The organism is Streptomyces sp. WI03-4A, assembly GCF_033792105.1.
Classification (GTDB): Bacteria; Actinomycetota; Actinomycetes; order Streptomycetales; family Streptomycetaceae; genus Streptomyces; species Streptomyces collinus_A.
The window spans coordinates 59,011-76,093 of record NZ_JARAUO010000042.1 but is presented as its reverse complement, the minus strand read 5'-3'; the positions used below and the strand labels follow the sequence as shown (position 1 = coordinate 76,093).

Below are 17,083 nucleotides of genomic sequence, written 5' to 3'. Positions count from 1 at the left end.
TTGCCCGGCCCTCCCCGGCCTTCCTATCTGACGATCCGTCAGCTTCAATGGAGGGGTGATGGGACACGCAGGGGCGGCGGCCGCCGCCGTCCGGTACCTGGGGTCGGCCGCTTCGGCGGGGCCGGTGGAGGCGCTGCCGCGCCCGGAGTTGCGGTGTGTGCGCGCGGACGAGCGGGCGCCGGTCGACCCGGCGGTGTTCCGGCGGGTGCTCGGGAGCTTCCCGACCGGGGTGACCGTGATCACCGCACCGGCCGCGGCGGACGAGGACTCCCCGGCCGGCTTCGCCTGCCAGTCGTTCTCCTCCCTCTCCCTCGACCCGCCGCTCGTCTGCTTCATGGTCGGCCGCACGTCGGCCACCTGGCCGCGGATCGCCCGCGCGGGCGTCTTCTGCGTCAACGTGCTGAGCGCCGGGCAGGGCGGCCTGTGCCGGGCCTTCGCGGTGAGCGGCGCCGACAAGTTCGCGGGGGTGGCGTACGATGCGGCCCCCGTCTCCGGCGCCCCCCGGCTCAGCGGTGCCACCGCCTGGATCGACTGCGCGGTGCACGCCGTGCACACCGGGGGCGACCACCTCGTCGTCGTCGGACGGGTGAGCGCCCTCGGTGCCGACGAGGCGGCCGATCCGCTGGTCTTCCACCGGGGCCGGTTCGCCCGGCTCGGGGACGGCTCCTAGACGGCGGCCAGGACGGGCGCTGCCGGGCGTCGCCTGATCACCAGGGCCATCAGGGCCGCCGCCGCGCACAGGGTGCCGGAGGCGTACCAGACCATGTCGTAGGTGCCGAAGACGTCACGGGCGACACCGCCGAGGAAGGCGATGAGGGCCGCGCCGACCTGGTGCGAGGCGAGCACCCAGCCGAAGACGATGGCGCTGTCCTCGCCGTAGTGCTCCCGGCACAGGGCCAGGGTGGGCGGGACGGTCGCCACCCAGTCGAGGCCGTAGAAGACGATGAAGAAGACCATGGGCGGGTGGACCGACGGCCCCAGCAGCATGGGCAGGAAGAGGAGCGAGACACCGCGCAGGGCGTAGTAGACGGCGAGCAGGCGGCGCGGTTCGAAGCGGTCGGTGAACCAGCCGGAGGCGATGGTGCCGACGACGTCGAACACCCCGATGACCGCGAGCAGCGAGGCCGCCGCCGTGACGGGCATGCCGTGGTCGTGGGCGGCGGGCACGAAGTGCGTCTGGACCAGGCCGTTGGTGGAGGCGCCGCAGATCGCGAAGGTGCCGGCGAGCAGCCAGAACGGGCCGGTGCGCACGGCGGAGCCGAGCACCGCGAGGGTGCGCCGGGCGGCTCCGGTGACCGGCGCCGGCTTGGGTACGAACTCCTCGGCGCCGTACGGCTTCTGCCCCACGTCGGCGGGGTGGTCGCGCAGCAGCAGCCAGACGAAGGGGACGACGGCGAGGGCGGCCAGGGCGACGGTCACGGCGGCCGGGCGCCAGTCGTACGCCTCGACCATCCACGACAGCAGCGGCAGGAAGATGAGCTGCCCGGAGGCGGAGGCGGCGGTGAGGATGCCGCTGACCAGCCCGCGCCGGGTGGTGAACCAGCGGTTGGTGACGGTCGCGGCGAAGGCGAGCGCCATCGACCCCGAGCCGAGGCCGACCAGCAGGCCCCAGCACAGCAGTAGCTGCCAGGCCGCCGTCATCCACACGGTCAGGCCGGAGCCGATCGCTATCACCGTCAGCGCGACGGCGACGACCTTGCGGATGCCGAACCGGTCCATCAGCGCGGCGGCGAACGGGGCGGTGAGCCCGTACAGCGCGAGGTTGACCGAGACGGCGGCGCCGATCGTGCCGCGCGACCAGCCGAACTCCTGGTGCAGCGGGTCGATGAGCAGTCCCGGCAGGGAGCGGAAGGCCGCCGCGCCGATGATCGTGACGAAGGTGACGGCGGCGACGAACCAGGCCCGGTGCACACGGCGGCGCCGGGCCGGCGGTGCCTGGACGGGGACGGCGGCTTCGGTTGTCTGAGTCACGTCGTCAAGAGTGCGGTCCGCGGTCCCGCGCAACGAGTGGCCCGGGAGACAGTGTTCGCTAGGATCGGGCCATGACTGTCGGCCAGGATTTCCGCCCGCACCGGATCGTCGTCCTCGCGCTGGACGGCCTGCTCCCCTTCGAGCTGGGCATTCCGCACCGGATCTTCGGCCGCCCCCGGGACGCCGAGGGCCGGCCCCTCTACGAGGTCGTGACCTGCTCGGTCCGGCCGCCCGGCCCGGTCGAGACCGACGCCGACTTCACCGTGCACGTCCCCAACGGCCCCGAGGCCCTGGCGACGGCCGACACGGTGATCGTCCCGGCGTCGTACGAACTCGGCCCGGTCTACGAGGAGGGCCGGCTCACCGAGGAGCTGGCCGCCGCGCTCGCCCTCGTCCGTCCCGGCACCCGCATGGCCTCCATCTGCACCGGCGTCTACGTCCTCGCCGCCGCCGGGTACCTCGACGGCCGCCCGGCGACCACCCACTGGGCCGACGCCGACCGCTTCCAGCGCCTGTTCCCGCGGATCAGGACGGACGCGGACGTACTGTTCATCGACGACGGGGACGTCCTCACCTCGGCCGGGGTGGCCGCCGGGATCGACCTGTGCCTGCACATGGTGCGGCGCGACCACGGCACGGCCGTCGCCAACGACGTGGCCCGCCGCACGGTCGTGCCGCCGCACCGCGACGGCGGCCAGGCCCAGTACATCCACCGCCCGGTGCCCGACCCCCAGCTCGCCACGACCACCGCGGCGCGCGCCTGGGCCCTGGGCCGGCTGCACGAACCGATCCAGCTGCGGGACATGGCCGAGCAGGAGGCCATGTCGGTGCGCACCTTCACCCGCCGCTTCCGCGAGGAGGTCGGGGTCAGCCCCGGCCAGTGGCTCACCCAGCAGCGCGTCGAGCGCGCCCGCCACCTGCTGGAGTCCACCGGTCTCTCGGTCGACCAGGTGGCCCAGGAGGCCGGTTTCGGCACCGCCCAGTCGATGCGCCAGCACCTCCAGGCCGCGCTCGGGGTCACGCCCACCGCCTACCGGCGGACCTTCCGGACCGGTGGCGGCGCCGAGGACCCGGACGGGTTCGCCGCCGTGCGCTGACTCAGAAGGTCAGCACCGCCCGCGCCACCCGCCCCGCCTCCGCGTCCGCCCGCGCCTTCTCGAAGTCCTCCACCGGGTAGGCCGCGGTCACCAGCTCGTCCAGCAGCAGGCGGCCCTGGCGGTACAGCTCGGCGTAGAGGGGGATGTCTCGCTGGGGGCGGGAGGAGCCGTAGCGGCAGCCGAGGATCGCCTTGTCCAGGAACATCGCGGAGACGACGAAGGACGCCTCGGCGCCCGCCGGGGGCATGCCGAGCAGGACGGCCTGCCCGTGCCGGTCGAGGAGCTCGACCGCCCGGCGGACCAGCTCCACCCGGCCGACGCACTCGAAGACGTGGTCGGCGCCCGTCGGCAGGACGTCCCGCACGCCCTCCGTGGTGGTCAGGAACTCGGTGGCGCCGAACCGCCGGGCCACCGCCTCCTTCGCCGGGTTGGCGTCCACGGCGACGACGGTGAGCGCTCCGGCGAGCCGCGCACCCTGCAGCACGTTCAGGCCGATGCCGCCCGCGCCGATGACGACGACGCTGTCCCCGCGGTCCACCCGGGCCCGGTTGAGGACCGCGCCGACGCCGGTCAGCACCCCGCAGCCGATCAGCGCGGCCGACGTCAGCGGGACGTCGGCGGGGATCCGCACCGCCTGCACGGCGCGGACGACCGTGCGTTCCGCGAAGGCCGAGTTGCAGGCGAACTGGTACAGCGGCCGGTCCCCGCGGCTGAAGGGCCGGCCGGGGCGGCCGATCGCCTCGCGGCACATCGTCGGGCGGCCCCGGTCGCACTCCGGGCAGGTGCCGCAGTTGGCGAGCGTGGACAGGGCCACGTGGTCACCGGGGACGACGTGGGTGACGCCCGCGCCGACCGCCTCCACCACTCCGGCGCCCTCGTGGCCCAGCACCACCGGCACCGGGAACGGGATGGTGCCGTCCACCACCGACAGGTCGCTGTGGCACAGGCCGGCCGCCGCGACCGCCACCCGCACCTCGCCGGGACCCGGCTCCCGCACCGCGAGGTCGTCCACCACCTCGACCCGCGTGCCGTCGAACACCACACCGCGCATCACACGGCCCCCTTCGGCTCTCTGGGCAGGCCGAGCACCCGCTCGGCGATGATCGTGCGCTGGACCTGGTCGGAGCCGCCGTAGATGGTGTCGGCCCGGGAGAAGAGGAACAGGTGCTGCCCGGCGTCGAGTTCGTACGGCGCCGCGGGCGACCAGTCGGCCGGGCCGGCGGCCGCCGCGGCGCCCCGCACCCCCACCGCGAGCTCCCCGAGCCGCTGGTGCCAGTCGGCCCACAGCAGCTTGGCCACGCTGGGCGCGCCCGGGCCGGCGGAACCGCCGAGGGTGCGCAGCGCGTTCCAGCGCATGGTGCGCAGCTCGGCCCACTGGCGCACCAACCGGGCGCGGACCACCGGGTCGTCGGCGGCGCCGGTGCGCACGGCCGCCTCGACGACCCGCGCCAGCTCCTCGGCGAACCCGATCTGCTGCGCCAGCGTCGACACCCCGCGCTCGAAGCCCAGCAGGCTCATCGCCACCCGCCACCCCTGCCCCTCGCCGCCGACGACGTGTTCCGCGGCCGCGTACGCCCCGTCGAAGAAGACCTCGTTGAAGTCGCTGGTGCCGGTCAGCTGGCGGATGGGCCGGACCTCGATCCGGCCGGGCTGGTCCATGGGGACCAGCAGGAAGCTCAGCCCGTGGTGGCGGCGGCTGTCCGGGGCCGTGCGGGCCAGCACGAAGCACCAGTCGGCCTCGTGCGCGAGGGAGGTCCAGATCTTCTGCCCGGTGATCCGGTAGCGGCCGCCCTCGCGGACCGCCGCCGTGCGCAGGGCGGCCAGGTCGGAGCCCGCGCCGGGTTCGCTGTAGCCCTGGCACCACAGTTCCTCGCCGGCCGCGACGGGCGGCAGGAAGCGGTTCTTCTGCTCCTCGGTGCCGTGGGCGATGAGGGTCGGGGCGAGCAGGTTCTCCCCGATGTGCCCGGAGCGCGGGGGCGCGGCCGACCGGGCGTACTCCTCGGCCCAGGCGACCTGCTGGGTGAGCGGGGCGGTGCGGTTGCCGTACCCGGCCTCGGGCCAGCCGAGGCCGATCCAGCCGGCGCCGCCGAGCGTCCGCTCCCAGCCGCGGCGCTCCGCGCCGGGGGCGGTGTGCGCCGCCAGCCAGGCCCGGGCCTCGGCCCGGAACGTCTCGTCCTCGGTGGTGAATCCAAAGTCCACAGCGCCTCCTCGGCGTCGGTCAGGCGTTCGGCCGGGAGCCCTCCCGGGCCGCCTGCTCCATCGCCTCGAGGCGCGCCAGCATCGGCATCGGGTCCACCCCCACCGAGCCCGGCAGGAACTGGGCGATGGCCTGCGGCGTCCAGCCGTCCGAGGCGTACGCGGCGCGCAGCTCGCGGGGCTGGGCCCACACCGCGAGCTTCGGCCCGGCGATCGTGTACACCTGGCCCGTGATCCCCTGCTCCGCGGCGTGCCGGGACAGCAGGTAGACCACGAGCGCGGCCACGTCCGCCGGCTCGCCGATCTCCGCCAGCTCCATCGGGACGCCGGCCGACATCCGGGTACGGGCCACGGGCGCGACGGCGTTGGCGGTGACCCCGTACTTGTGCAGCCCCAGGGCCGCGCTGCGCACCAGCGAGATGATCCCGCCCTTCGCCGCGCTGTAGTTGGCCTGCGCGACCGAGCCCTGGTGGTTGCCGCTGGTGAAGCCGATGAGGGTGCCGGACCGCTGCCTGCGCATGACGGCGGAGGCGGCCCGGAAGACGGTGAAGGTGCCCTTGAGGTGCGTGGCGACCACCGGGTCCCACTCCTCCTCGGACATGTTGAACAGCATGCGCTCGCGCAGGATGCCGGCCACGCAGACGGCCCCGTCGATGCGGCCCCAGGCGGACAGGGCCGCGTCGACGACCCGCTGCCCGCCCGCCATGGTGGAGATGTCGTCGGCGACCGCGACCGCCTCGCCGCCGGCCGCCTCGATCTCCTTGACGACCCCGTCGGCGATCTCGCCGGCCGGCGAGGACCCGTCGGTGGACACCCCGTAGTCGTTGACGACGACCCTGGCGCCCTCGGCCGCCGCCGCGAGGGCGACCGCGCGTCCGATGCCCCGTCCGGCGCCCGTCACGGCGACCACCTTGTCGGTCAAGAAGTTCCCCACGCCCAGCCCCTTCCCGAAGTTTCTGACGGACCGTTAGATTTTATGGCGCGTCAGCTGCGCGGACACAAGCCCCGGGGAGGCACCGGATGTCACGGCCGACACTGCATCCCGCGTTCGACGACGTCGCCAAGCGCGTGAACAACTGGGGGCGTTGGGGGACGGACGACGAGATCGGCACGCTCAACCTGATCACCGGCGAGGTGGTGCGCGAGGCGGCGGCCTGTGTGCGCTCCGGGCGCCGGGTCCCGCTCGCCCTGCCGCTGCGCCAGGACGGGGTGCAGACGGGCGTGATCCCGGGGCGGGTCAATCCGCTGCACGCCATGGTGCAGATCAACCAGGAGCTGTTCGGGCCGGGCACGGTGGCGTGCAGCGACGACACGGTGACCATGGGCCTCCAGGCCGGCACCCACTGGGACGCGCTGACCCACGTGTCGCACTCCGGCACGCTCTACAACGGCCGCCCGGCGCACACGGTGACCGCGCACGGGGGCGCGGAGTTCGCCGGCATCGACAAGGCCCGGCACGTCGTCTCGCGCGGGGTGCTGCTGGACGTGGCCCGCGCGCGCGGCACGGACCGGCTGCCGGGCGGGCACGCGGTCACGCCGGAGGACCTTCAGGCGGCCGAGGAGTTCGGCCGGGTGCGGGTGCGGTCCGGGGACGTGGTCCTGGTGCGGACCGGGCAGGTGGGGGTGTACCTGGCCGGGGACCGGCACGGGTACGGCTATCCGTCCCCGGGCCTCTCGGTGCGCTGCCCGGAGTGGTTCCACGCGCGCGACGTGGCGGCGGTCGCGAACGACACGCTCACTTTCGAGGTGTTCCCGCCCGAGATCGAGGACCTGTGGCTGCCCGTGCACGCGCTGGACCTGGTGGAGATGGGGATGCTCCAGGGCCAGAACTGGAATCTGGAAGAGTTGTCCACAGCCTGTGGAGAAGCGGGCAGGTACGCGTTCCTGCTGTCGGCGATGCCGGAGCCGTTCGTCGGCGCGACGGGCACACCGGTGGCGCCGGTCGCCGTGCTGTGAGGTCCGGCGCGCCATGAGGTCCGGTCGGCGGCGCGCCCCCGCCTGCTGGCCTCGCGCCGCCCCCGGTGCGACCCACACTCGACGAGGACCACCACCGAGCGGGCCCTCGCCGTCCCCTCGCGGCGAATCGACGCCCACCAGCGTGTTCGATCACTCACGAACCGTCAACAGCGATGAGGTGAATCGTCGCTTATGACCGTTTCGCAGGGGCAGCGCACGGATGCACCCCCGGCGCACACCGCGCCGGGCGCCTACACCGCCTCGAAGGCGAAGTCCTCGTAGGCGGACAGACCGCCCCCGTACGCCGCGGCCGCCCCCTCCCTGGGCCGTGAGCAGCGGTCCAGCTCGCACCAGATGCTCTTGCCCGAGCCCTCCGGGCTCCAGCCCCAGCGGTCGGCCAGGCAGTCGACGAGGGCCAGGCCCCGGCCGCCGGTGGCGTCACTGCCCGCGCAGCGCGGGACGGGCGCGCGGGAGCTGCTGTCGGCCACCTCCAGGCGCACCGTGGCGGCGGCCGGCTCGGCCGCGGCGCCGGGCAGGGAGAGCCGCAGCACCGCCGGACGGCCGGTGTGCACCACGGCGTTGGTCACCAGCTCGGAGACGAGCAGGACCAGCGTCTCGGCCAACGCCTCGTCGGCCTGTATCCCGAGCCCGGCGAGACGCGAGCGGGCCCACCGCCTCGCCCGCCCCACCTCCGTGGGATCGGGCCGGATCTCCAGCTGCACTTGAAGCACCTGCACCGCTCACACCATCCGAACCGGCGGACTCATGACCCCGCGCCACGCGGACACCACGGTGGAAGCCGTGACGCACAGCACGACGAGGGCCACGATCGTAGCCATTTTCTGCATGGCCAGAACAACGGCCAGAGCAAGGGTCACGGAACGTGATTTCCTTGCGAGACAGCATGGTTGACGTACAGTCACCCCAACAAGCGCTTCGGGCATATTCCAGCGCGAAGGAGTACGCGTACGGCATACTGTGCGACGCGTGTGCCGGGGAGTCGAACAGGCGGCGCGACAAGCCCTTACCGCCCTGCGAGCAGCGGCGCGCACCGGGCGGCCCGGGGACGCCCCGGGGGCAGCACCGGCACGGCTCGTGCTCGTAGCCACTCGCATCTCACCCAAGGTACCCGAGCGGGCACCCGACTCCGGGCCGTGACGAGTCGCGCGAAGGACACAACCCGGTATCGACGCTCCGTGATGCGGGGGCGCCACGATCCGCGACATCCTGGGCCACGGCCTCACCGGCCGTCCGGCCGGGGCGCCACGCGCTACGGCCCGGCCACCAGATCGGCGGCAAGCGCTTCCTCGGCGGCCGTCCCGCCGCCGCCCCGCCGGGCCCGCACCCAGGCGCGCTTGAGATGCAGATGGACCTCCGCCTCCCAGGTGAAGCCCATGCCGCCGTGCACCTGGAGGCAGTCGCGGGTACCCCGCAGAGCGGCCTCGTCGGCGAGCAGCCGGGCCGCCGCGACGTCCGCGGGGGCGACGGTCAGGGCGGCCGCGTAGACGGCGGCGCGGGCCGTCTCGGCGCGCACCAGCATGTCGGCGCACAGGTGTTTGACCGCCTGGAAGGCCCCGATCGGCCGCCCGAACTGTTCCCGCGCCCGGGCGTGTTGCACGGCCAGTTCGCACGCGCGCGCGGCCGTGCCGAGCTGCTCGGCTGCGGTGAGCAGCACGGCCACGGGCTCCGCCGTGCCGTCGTCGGCCGCCCCGGGCACCCGGTGCAGCGGGGTGAGCGGGTCGGCCGAGCGCAGCGGTACGGCCCCGGTGGCGTCCCCGAGCACGGCGTCCGCCGCGTCCAGCCACTCCACCAGCGGGCCGTCCACACCGGACACCACGGTCTCCCCGGTGGCGGCCCCGGGCACGGTCCCGGCCGCGAGATGGGTCGCCAGCAGCGGGCCCGGCAGCAGCGCGCGGCCGGTCTCCTCGAAGACCAGCACCGCCTCGGGCAGCCCGAGTCCGGCCCCGCCCGCCGCCTCCGGCAGCCGCAGCGCGAACAGGCCCGCCGCGCCCAGCTCCCGCCACAGGTCCCGGTCCAGCCGTGCCGGCCGGGTCGCCGCCGCGCGCAGCGCGCCCGCGTCCCACCGGCGCTCCAGCAGCCGCCGTACCCAGGTGCGCAACGCCTGCTGGTCCTCGGTGAGTCGGAAGCGCACGGTCACCGTCCCTTCGGCAGGCCGAGCACGCGCTCGGCGACGATGTCGCGCTGGATCTGCGAGGTGCCGGCGGCGATGGTGTACGACAGCGAGGAGAGCCGGTCCAGCACCCAGGGCCGGTCCAGGTCGAGTCCGTCGGGGCCGAGCACGTCGGCGGCGGTGTCGTACAGCTCCTGGCGGGCGTGCGAGTACCTCAGTTTGAAGACGGAGCCGCCGGCGCCCGGCACGCCTCCGCTCGCCTCCGCCTCGCTGACGTTCCACTGGGTCAGCCGCCACAGCGCGCGGAACTCGGCGGCCAGCCGGCCGATCCGGCGGCGCAGCACGGGGTCGTCCCAGCGGCCGTTGTCCCGTGCGGTGCGGGCGAGTTCGCCCAGCACCCGGCGGCAGGCGACGACCTCTCCGACGAAGGCGGTGCCGCGCTCGAAGGACAGCGTCACCATGGTGACGCGCCAGCCGTCGTTCTCCGCCCCCACCCGGTTGCCGGCCGGCACCCGGACCTCGTCCAGGAACACCTCGGCGAACTCGGCCGACCCGGCGAGGGTGCGCAGCGGCCGTACGGTGATGCCGTCGGCGTCCATGGGCATGGCCAGCCAGGTGATGCCCCGGTGCCGGGGTGCCCCGGGGTCGGTGCGGACCAGCAGTTCGCACCAGTCGGCGACCTCGGCGTGCGAGGTCCAGATCTTGGACCCGCTCACCACGTAGTCGTCGCCGTCGCGCCACGCGCGCGTGCGCAGCGCGGCGAGGTCGGACCCGGCCTCCGGTTCGCTGAACCCCTGGCACCACACCTCGTCGCCGCGCAGGATGGGCGGCAGCCAGCGGGCCCGCTGCGCGGGGGTGCCCTCGGCGGCGATGGTGGGTCCCGCGTGCAGCAGCCCGACGAAGTTCGCGCCCACGTAGGGGGCGCCCGCCCGCTCGGTCTCCTCCAGGAAGATGAGCCGGGTGGTCGGGGCCGCGTCCCAGTGCACGTCGGCGTACCCGGCGTCGTGGAGCGTGCGCTGCCAGCCGAGGTCGTAGGCGCGGCGGCCGGGCCAGTCGTCCGGGGACGGCCGGGCCGGCAGGGTGGGCAGGACCTTGGCCAGCCACTCCCGCAGCCGGGCCCGGAACTCCTCCTCCTCGGGCGTGTACGACAGGTCCATCAGTCGTCGAGGTCCAGGCCGAGCATGCGGATGGCGTTGCCCCGCATCAGCTTGTGCACGGTCTCGTCGTCCAGGCCCTTCACGTGGTCGAGGGCGACCTCCTTGGTGTGCGGGAAGGTCGAGTCGACGTGCGGGTAGTCGGTCTCGAAGGTGGCGTTGTCCCGCCCGACCACGTCCAGGGACGCCACCCCGTGCCGGTCGCGGAAGAAGCAGCAGAAGACCTGCCGGTAGTAGTACGTCGACGGCGGCTCGGGGACCAGGTCGCGCACCCCGCCCCAGGCGCGGTGCTCCTCCCACACGTCGTCGGCGCGCTCCAGGGCGTACGGGATCCAGCCCATCTGCCCCTCGGAATAGGCGAGCTTGAGGGTGGGAAAGCGCACCAGCACGCCGCTGAAGAGGTAGTCCATCATCGAGGCCATCGCGTTGTTGAAGCTGAGCGCGGCCTGGACGGCGGGCGGCGCGTCCGGGGAGGCGGCGGGCATCTGGGAGCTGCTGCCGATGTGCATGTTGACGACCGTCCCCGTCTCCTGGCACACCGCGAAGAAGGGGTCCCAGTGGCCGGAGTGGATGGACGGCAGCCCGAGGTGGGTGGGGATCTCGGAGAAGGTCACCGCCCGCACCCCGCGCCGGGCGTTGCGGCGGATCTCCGCGACGGCCAGCTCCACGTCCCACAGCGGGATCAGGCACAGCGGGATCAGACGGCCCCCGCTGTCCCCGCACCACTCCTCCACCATCCAGTCGTTGTAGGCCCGTACGCAGGCGAGGGCGACCTCCTTGTCGTGCGCCTCGGCGAAGGTCTGCCCGCAGAAGCGCGGGAAGGTCGGGAAGCAGAGGCTGGCCTCGACGTGGTTGAGGTCCATGTCGGCGAGCCGGGCCTTCGGGTCCCAGCAGCCGCGCCGCATCTGCTCCCGGGTGATCCCCTCCAGGGTCATCTCGTCGCGGTCGAAGCCGACGGCGGCGATGTTGCGCTTGTACGGGAACTTGAGGTCCTCGTAGATCCACCAGTCGGTCGGCTGGCCGTCCGGGTCCATGGTGATCTGGTACTTGCCGCCGACGTACGCCAGCTCCCCGATGCCGGCGGTCAGCGGCTTGGGCCCGCGCTCCCGGTACTTCGCCGGGAGCCAGGTCTCGAAGAGGTGGGCGGGCTCGATCACATGGTCGTCGACGCTGACGATGCGCGGCAGTTCGGTCATGGGTCCCCCACCTGTCGATGCGCTTGATCTGATGGGTCGTCAGATACTCCGTCGCCAGCAGGCTAGCCCGCACCCCCTGGACCGACAAGGCGCACGGCCCTACGCTCTGCGCACGATCTGACGCACCGTCAGCCATGGGGGTCGACGTGAACGACACCGCACACGCCCTGAGCACCTCGCGCACCCTGTGGGAGCTGGTGGACCGCCGGGCCCGCCTCACCCCGGACCGGCCCGTGCTGCTCCAGGACGACCGCCGGCTGACCTTCGGCGAGCTGCGCGACCGCGCCGAGCGGGTCGCGGCCGGGCTGTACGGCATGGGCGTACGCCCGGGCACGGTGGTCGCCTGGCAGCTCCCCACCCGCATCGAGACGGCCGTGCTGTCCTTCGCGCTGGCCCGGCTGGGCGCCGTGCAGTCCCCCGTCATCCCGTTCTACCGGGACCGCGAGGTCGGCTTCGCGCTGCGGGAGTCCCGCGCGGAGTTCTTCGCCGTACCGGGCGTCTGGCGCGGCCACGACCACGCGGAGATGGCCCGGCGGCTCGGCGCGAAGGGCGTCTTCGAGGCGTACGACGACCTGCCCGAGGGCGACCCTTCGGTGCTCCCGGCCCCGCCCGCCGACGGCACCTCGGTCCGCTGGATCTACTGGACCTCCGGGACGACCTCCGACCCCAAGGGCGTGCTGCACACCGACCGTTCGCTGATCGCGGGCGGCTCCTGCCTGGCCCACGCCCTGCGGCTGCGGCCGGACGACGTCGGCTCGATGGCCTTCCCCTACGCCCACATCGCCGGGCCCGACTACACGGTCATGCTGCTGCTCTACGGCTTCCCGGCGGTGATGTTCGAGCAGTTCGCGCTGCCGGACGCGCTGGAGGGGTACCGGCGGCACGGGGTGACGGTGGCCGGCGGCTCCACGGCCTTCTACTCCATGTTCCTGGCCGAGCAGCGCCGGCGGCCGGGGGCGAAGGTGATCCCCACGCTGCGGCTCCTCGCGGGCGGCGGGGCCCCGAAGCCCCCGGAGGTCTACCACGCCGTCGTACGCGAGATGGGGGTGCAGCTCACCCACGGGTACGGCATGACGGAGGTGCCGATGATCACCATGGGCGACCCCGAGGACACGCCCGAGAACCTCGCGACGACCGAGGGGCGCCCGCCCGCGGGCATGCGGATCCGGATCGTGGACGGCGAGGTGCGGCTGCGGGGCGAGGCCGTGTGCCAGGGCTACCTGGACCCCGCCCAGACGGCGGCGGCCTTCGACGAGGAGGGCTACCTGCGCACCGGCGACCTGGGCCGGGTGACCGGCACCGGGCACCTCGTGCTCACCGGGCGGCTGAAGGACGTGATCATCCGCAAGGGCGAGAACATCTCGGCCAAGGAGATCGAGGACCTGCTCGCCGCGCACCCGCGGGTGGCGGACGCGGCGGTGATCGGGCTGCCGGACGCCGAGCGCGGCGAGCTGGTGTGCGCGGTGGTCGAACCACCGCCCGGGACACCGGGACCGACCCTCGCGGAGACGGTCGCGTACCTGCGGGCCGCGGGTCTGTCCGTCCACAAGCTGCCGGAGCGGCTCGAGGTGGTGGACGCCCTGCCGCGCAACGAGACGCTGCGCAAGGTGCTCAAGTACCGGCTGCGCGAACGGTTCGCGCGGACGCCTACTCGGGAACCGTGAAGTACCGCGCGAACGCCGGCACGATCTCCGCCTCGCCGACCCTGCCGTCGCCGTCCGCGTCGAGGGCGGCGGCGACCGCGTGGGCGACGTTCTCCGGCACGTGGAAGACCCGCAGGACGCGGACGGTGTCGGAGACGGTGGCCCGGCCGTCGCCGTCCGGGTCCGCCACGGCCAGGGACGCGTGCAGGAAGGGGCGGGCGATCTCGGCGAAGCGCTCGGGGTTGTCGCGCAGCCGCTTGACCGCGCCGGTGACGAACTCCTCGCGGGTGATGCGCTGGTCACCGTCCCGGTCCGCGATGCCCGCCATGCCCTGCCAGAACGCCTCCGCACCGGCGTACAGCGCCTGGCCTCGGTCGGAGCGGGCGGGCACGGCGAACTCGGCGAGCAGGGCCTTGGCCGCGGCGTTGAAGTCCGCGCGGTCGATCCAGCCGTTGCCGTCCTGGTCGAAGGTGGCGAACCGGGCGGCGATCCTGCGCTCGTACTCGGTGCTGACCATGTCTGTTCGGGCCGCCTTACGTTGACGTGGGGGTCGATCTGGCAGGGAGCGTACGACGCGGGCGGCGGTGAGGTGACGAAAAGGCGGCCGTTGTGCCAAGACCGGGGGAATTCCGCCGCGACTTCGTGCCGATCGTCGCGGGGCGGCGTGAGGGCCGGGCAGGGGTTCCGGCCGGGTGTCAGGCGGAGAGCGGGTCCGCCTCGTCGGTGGCGGCGGACGCGACGTCCGGGCGGACGTCGAACAGGCGGCGGACACCGAGCGCGCCGAGCACCCGGTTGACGTGGGAGCCGTCCTCGGCGCCCCGGTCCGGCAGGATCAGCCGCAGCCGGCCCTGGCAGGAGCGGATCAGCCGGCGCGCCGCGATCAGCACGCCGACCCCGCTGGAGTCGCAGAAGAAGACCTCGGAGAGGTCGAGGATCAGGCTGTGGTGGCCCTCCGCGACCACGTCGTGCACGCGCTGGCGCAGCACCGGGGAGGTCACCAGGTCCAGTTCCCCGGACACCTGGAGCACGGCCCACTCGCCTTCTTCGACGCCGGTCACCCTGAATGTCACGGCCACGCCCCTCCGCTCGCCGGAACTCCCGGAACCGCCCGGAAACGGAAGCAGTTCCTACGTTTCTTTCCGCGCGGCTGCCCAGCGGCCGTTCCCTGAAACTTCCCGCAGCAAACCGTGCACGATCAACAAAGGGCTTCTTTCAGTCACTATCGATCCTGTTCGATCGGAGATTGGCCCGCTTTGCGTGAAGGTTGTGTGAAGGGGGCACTATCACCTGCGACGCTTCCAGGGGCGCACATTGACACAAAGGGGCGTGCGCTGTCGGACGTGCCGACTACATTCGAGAGGGCAGTACGGAGACGCTGGACGAGCCGGACGAGACCGAGGGGAGGGCAGCATGGCGCACAAGGACGTACCGCCCCGCTGGGACCGCAAGATGCAGCAGCGGCTCGCGCGGGGTGAGGCGGCGGCGCTCGGCGAGCTGTACGACCGGTTCGCCTCGCTGGTGCACAGCCTCGCCCACCGCGTCCTGGGGGACGAACGGGCGGCCGACGGCGTCACCCGGGAGGTCTTCGCCCATGTCTGGGAACACCCCGACAGCTACGACCCCAAACAGGGCCCGTTGCGCTCCTGGGTGGCCGCGGTGACCCACCGGCTGGCCGTGCAACGGCTGCGCGTCACCGAGACGGCCGCGCTCACCCGGGGCGGGAGCGGCCGCGCCGACGGCTGCGCGGACGAACCCGGGAGTCCGGAGAGCCTGGAGAGCAAGGTGCGCCGCGCCTCGGTCGCCGCCCGCGCCGACTACATCGTCCACTCCATGCCCGCCCCGCTGCGCGCCGCCCTCGAACTGGCCTACTTCCAGCGCCGCGACTACCGCCAGACCGCGGCCGACCTCGGGGTCACCGAGGACGAGGCCCGCCGCCGGCTCCGCCTCGGCCTCCAACTGCTGTCCACCGCCCACGACGCGGGCACCCCGCCGGGTTACGGGGGTGCGGTGTGAGCGGCACCGGAGGCTTCGGGGCGCACGACGGCCACGAGCGGGACGACCACGACGAGTGGACCGAGTGGCACCAGGGAGCCGGTGAACGCGGCCCGTTCGGCGACGCGCGCGGGACGGACCACGGCGCCGGTGCCGTGCCGCCCGGCGCCGGCGGCTCCGGACCCGACCGGTCGCCGCCCCGGATACCGCTGCCCCGCGCCTCCGTCGAGGACAGCGGACAGCCACTGCCCGACCTGGCCGACCTGGGGGACCCCGCAGCCGTGCCGCTCGACCTGTCGCACGACGTCCTGAAGTCGCTCCTCGGCGCCTGGGCCCTGGCCGCCTGCTCGGCCGCCGAGACGGCGGCCGTGGAGGAACACCTGGGCGCCTGCGGCGCCTGCGCGGAGGAGGCGCTGCGGCTGCGCGAGGCGGTCGGACTGCTGCACCAGCCCGAGAGCCTCGACCTCGACCCCGCCCTGCGCACCCGCGTCCTGGAGAGCTGCCTCGACCGTCGGCCGCCGCTCATCCCGGTGCCCGAGTGGGCGGCCGCCTACGACGCCGAGACCGCGCGCCTGGACGCGCTGCTCCAGGACTTCGGGGACGCCGAGTGGCACGCGCCGGTGCGCCTGCGCTGGTTCGAGGCCGACGTGGCCACGAGCCGGCGCACCACCGTGGCCGGGGTGATCGCCCATCTGCTGACGGTGGACGGGCTGGTCGCGGTGGCGCTCGGCCTCGAGGACCCGCTGGCCGGGCTCGCCGGGCTCGCCGGGAAGAACGACGGGAGCGCGCCGGAGGCGGCGGGCCCGGCGGCCCGGACCGAGGCGTACTGGCGCACCTCCCACTTCCCGCCGACGCGTTCGGTGCGCGGGCCCTGGCGCGAGCAGAGCCACGGCATCGTCCGGACGGTGTCCTTCACGGGCAGCACCGCCGGCGGACTCGAAGTGCCTTACGGCGAGTTCGCGCTGCCGCTGCACGACGCCATGCTGGACCGCGCCTTCGAGTGCTGGATGCACGCCGAGGACATCGCCGAGGCGGTGGACTACCCGTACGAGCCGCCCGCGCCACGGCACCTGAACAAGATGATCGACCTCGCGGCCCGGATGCTGCCGGCCGCGCTGGCCGAGCGGCGCCGGACCGGGCTGTCCGCCCCGGGCCGCACCCCGCACCTCGTGCCCGCGGGGGCACCGGGGCGCAGCCTGCGGCTGGAGATCGAGGGCGCGGCCGGCGGGGAGTGGCTGATCCCGCTGGACTCGCCGGCCGCCGTGGGCTCAGCCGATCACGAGGTGGCCCATGTCGCCCTGGACGGCGTGGAGTTCTGCCGCCTGGCGGCGGGCCACGTGCCACCGGAGGAGGCCGCGGCGGGACAGATGGGCGACCGTGAGGCCATCAGGGACGTGCTGTTCGCCGCGGCGGGCCTGAGCCGGCTGTGAGGCGAGTCCCGCCGCGAGGCGGGGCCGCCGTGAGGCAGGGCCGCCGGTGAGGCAGGGCCGCCGTGAGGCAGGGCCGCCGGTGAGGCAGGGCCGCCGGTGAGGCAGGGCCGCCGGTGAGGCGGGGCCAGCCGTCCAGGGGCCGCCGTGAGGCAAGGCCCGCCGTAAGGCAAGGCCCGCCGTGAGGCAAGGCCCGCCGTAAGGCAAGGCCAGCGGTGAGGCAAGGCCCGCCGTAAGGCAAGGCCCGCCGTGAGGCAAGGCCCGCCGTAAGGCAGGGCCAGCGGTGAGGCGGGGCCGCCGGTGAGGCAAGGCCCGCCGTG

17 protein-coding genes are annotated in these 17,083 nt (G+C 74.0%); 6 read left to right on the top strand and 11 right to left on the bottom strand.

The genetic code is table 11. The annotated features are described in order from the left end of the window. Positions 1-58 precede the first annotated feature (58 nt). Complete coding sequence (locus tag PV343_RS32305) at positions 59-670, top strand: flavin reductase family protein (protein WP_319150593.1); 612 nt, start codon at positions 59-61, stop codon at positions 668-670. Here PV343_RS32305 and PV343_RS32300 read toward each other — a convergent pair. Then, positions 667-1,971 carry an MFS transporter gene (locus PV343_RS32300; protein ID WP_319150592.1) on the bottom strand — a complete coding sequence of 435 codons (1,305 nt, stop codon included), beginning with the start codon at positions 1,969-1,971 and terminating at the stop codon, positions 667-669. The genes PV343_RS32305 and PV343_RS32300 overlap by 4 nt on opposite strands. Before the next feature lie 71 nt (positions 1,972-2,042). Here PV343_RS32300 and PV343_RS32295 point away from each other — a divergent pair, with 71 nt between their 5' ends. Then, the gene (locus PV343_RS32295; RefSeq protein WP_319150591.1) at positions 2,043-3,068 is read left to right on the top strand and encodes a GlxA family transcriptional regulator; all 1,026 of its coding nucleotides are present in this window, start codon (positions 2,043-2,045) and stop codon (positions 3,066-3,068) included. 1 nt (position 3,069) lies between these two features. Here the strand turns inward: PV343_RS32295 and PV343_RS32290 are convergent, their stop codons facing one another. The 3 genes from PV343_RS32290 to PV343_RS32280 are packed head-to-tail and all read right to left on the bottom strand — an operon-like array spanning position 3,070 to position 6,198. After that, a complete protein-coding gene (locus tag PV343_RS32290; RefSeq protein ID WP_319150590.1) occupies positions 3,070-4,119 on the bottom strand; it encodes a Zn-dependent alcohol dehydrogenase in 1,050 nt (349 codons plus the stop codon). Continuing rightward, positions 4,119-5,267, bottom strand: a complete 1,149-nt coding sequence (locus PV343_RS32285) for an acyl-CoA dehydrogenase family protein (protein WP_319150589.1) — start codon at positions 5,265-5,267, stop codon at positions 4,119-4,121. Before PV343_RS32285 ends, PV343_RS32290 begins: the two co-directional genes overlap by 1 nt. Positions 5,268-5,286: 19 nt before the next feature. Next, positions 5,287-6,198: an SDR family NAD(P)-dependent oxidoreductase gene (locus PV343_RS32280; protein ID WP_319150588.1), complete on the bottom strand. Its 912-nt coding sequence runs from the start codon at positions 6,196-6,198 to the stop codon at positions 5,287-5,289. An 86-nt stretch (positions 6,199-6,284) separates the two neighbouring features. Between PV343_RS32280 and PV343_RS32275 the strand changes: the two genes are divergently transcribed. Continuing rightward, entirely contained in the window at positions 6,285-7,220 is a 936-nt protein-coding gene (locus tag PV343_RS32275) for a cyclase family protein (protein WP_319150587.1), read from the top strand. A gap of 251 nt (positions 7,221-7,471) precedes the next feature. Here the strand turns inward: PV343_RS32275 and PV343_RS32270 are convergent, their stop codons facing one another. From PV343_RS32270 to PV343_RS32250, 5 genes are all read right to left on the bottom strand, one after another. Beyond that, a complete protein-coding gene (locus tag PV343_RS32270; RefSeq protein WP_319150608.1) occupies positions 7,472-7,942 on the bottom strand; it encodes an ATP-binding protein in 471 nt (156 codons plus the stop codon). A gap of 18 nt (positions 7,943-7,960) precedes the next feature. Next, entirely contained in the window at positions 7,961-8,098 is a 138-nt protein-coding gene (locus tag PV343_RS32265) for a hypothetical protein (protein WP_319150586.1), read from the bottom strand. 392 nt (positions 8,099-8,490) lie between these two features. After that, positions 8,491-9,372 (bottom strand): acyl-CoA dehydrogenase family protein, encoded by an 882-nt coding sequence (locus PV343_RS32260; protein WP_319150585.1) that lies wholly within the window; start codon positions 9,370-9,372, stop codon positions 8,491-8,493. A gap of 2 nt (positions 9,373-9,374) precedes the next feature. Beyond that, positions 9,375-10,508, bottom strand: coding sequence for an acyl-CoA dehydrogenase (locus PV343_RS32255; RefSeq protein WP_319150584.1), 1,134 nt, complete (start codon positions 10,506-10,508; stop codon positions 9,375-9,377). Then, on the bottom strand, positions 10,508-11,701 hold the full coding sequence (locus PV343_RS32250) for an amidohydrolase family protein (protein WP_319150583.1): 1,194 nt from the start codon (positions 11,699-11,701) through the stop codon (positions 10,508-10,510). Before PV343_RS32250 ends, PV343_RS32255 begins: the two co-directional genes overlap by 1 nt. Positions 11,702-11,847: 146 nt before the next feature. On the opposite strand from PV343_RS32250, the gene PV343_RS32245 reads away from it, so the two are divergent. Beyond that, positions 11,848-13,365, top strand: coding sequence for a class I adenylate-forming enzyme family protein (locus PV343_RS32245; protein WP_319150582.1), 1,518 nt, complete (start codon positions 11,848-11,850; stop codon positions 13,363-13,365). Here the strand turns inward: PV343_RS32245 and PV343_RS32240 are convergent. Then, on the bottom strand, positions 13,349-13,861 hold the full coding sequence (locus PV343_RS32240) for an EF-hand domain-containing protein (RefSeq protein WP_319150581.1): 513 nt from the start codon (positions 13,859-13,861) through the stop codon (positions 13,349-13,351). The two genes, PV343_RS32245 and PV343_RS32240, sit on opposite strands and share 17 nt — an antisense overlap. Positions 13,862-14,039: 178 nt before the next feature. Continuing rightward, positions 14,040-14,420 (bottom strand): STAS domain-containing protein, encoded by a 381-nt coding sequence (locus PV343_RS32235; RefSeq protein WP_319150580.1) that lies wholly within the window; start codon positions 14,418-14,420, stop codon positions 14,040-14,042. A 334-nt stretch (positions 14,421-14,754) separates the two neighbouring features. Here PV343_RS32235 and PV343_RS32230 point away from each other — a divergent pair, with 334 nt between their 5' ends. Both PV343_RS32230 and PV343_RS32225 read left to right on the top strand, forming a co-directional pair. Further along, positions 14,755-15,357: a sigma-70 family RNA polymerase sigma factor gene (locus PV343_RS32230; protein WP_319150579.1), complete on the top strand. Its 603-nt coding sequence runs from the start codon at positions 14,755-14,757 to the stop codon at positions 15,355-15,357. Beyond that, positions 15,354-16,766, top strand: a complete 1,413-nt coding sequence (locus tag PV343_RS32225; RefSeq protein WP_415923532.1) for a zf-HC2 domain-containing protein — start codon at positions 15,354-15,356, stop codon at positions 16,764-16,766. Before PV343_RS32230 ends, PV343_RS32225 begins: the two co-directional genes overlap by 4 nt. Positions 16,767-17,083: the final 317 nt, after the last annotated feature.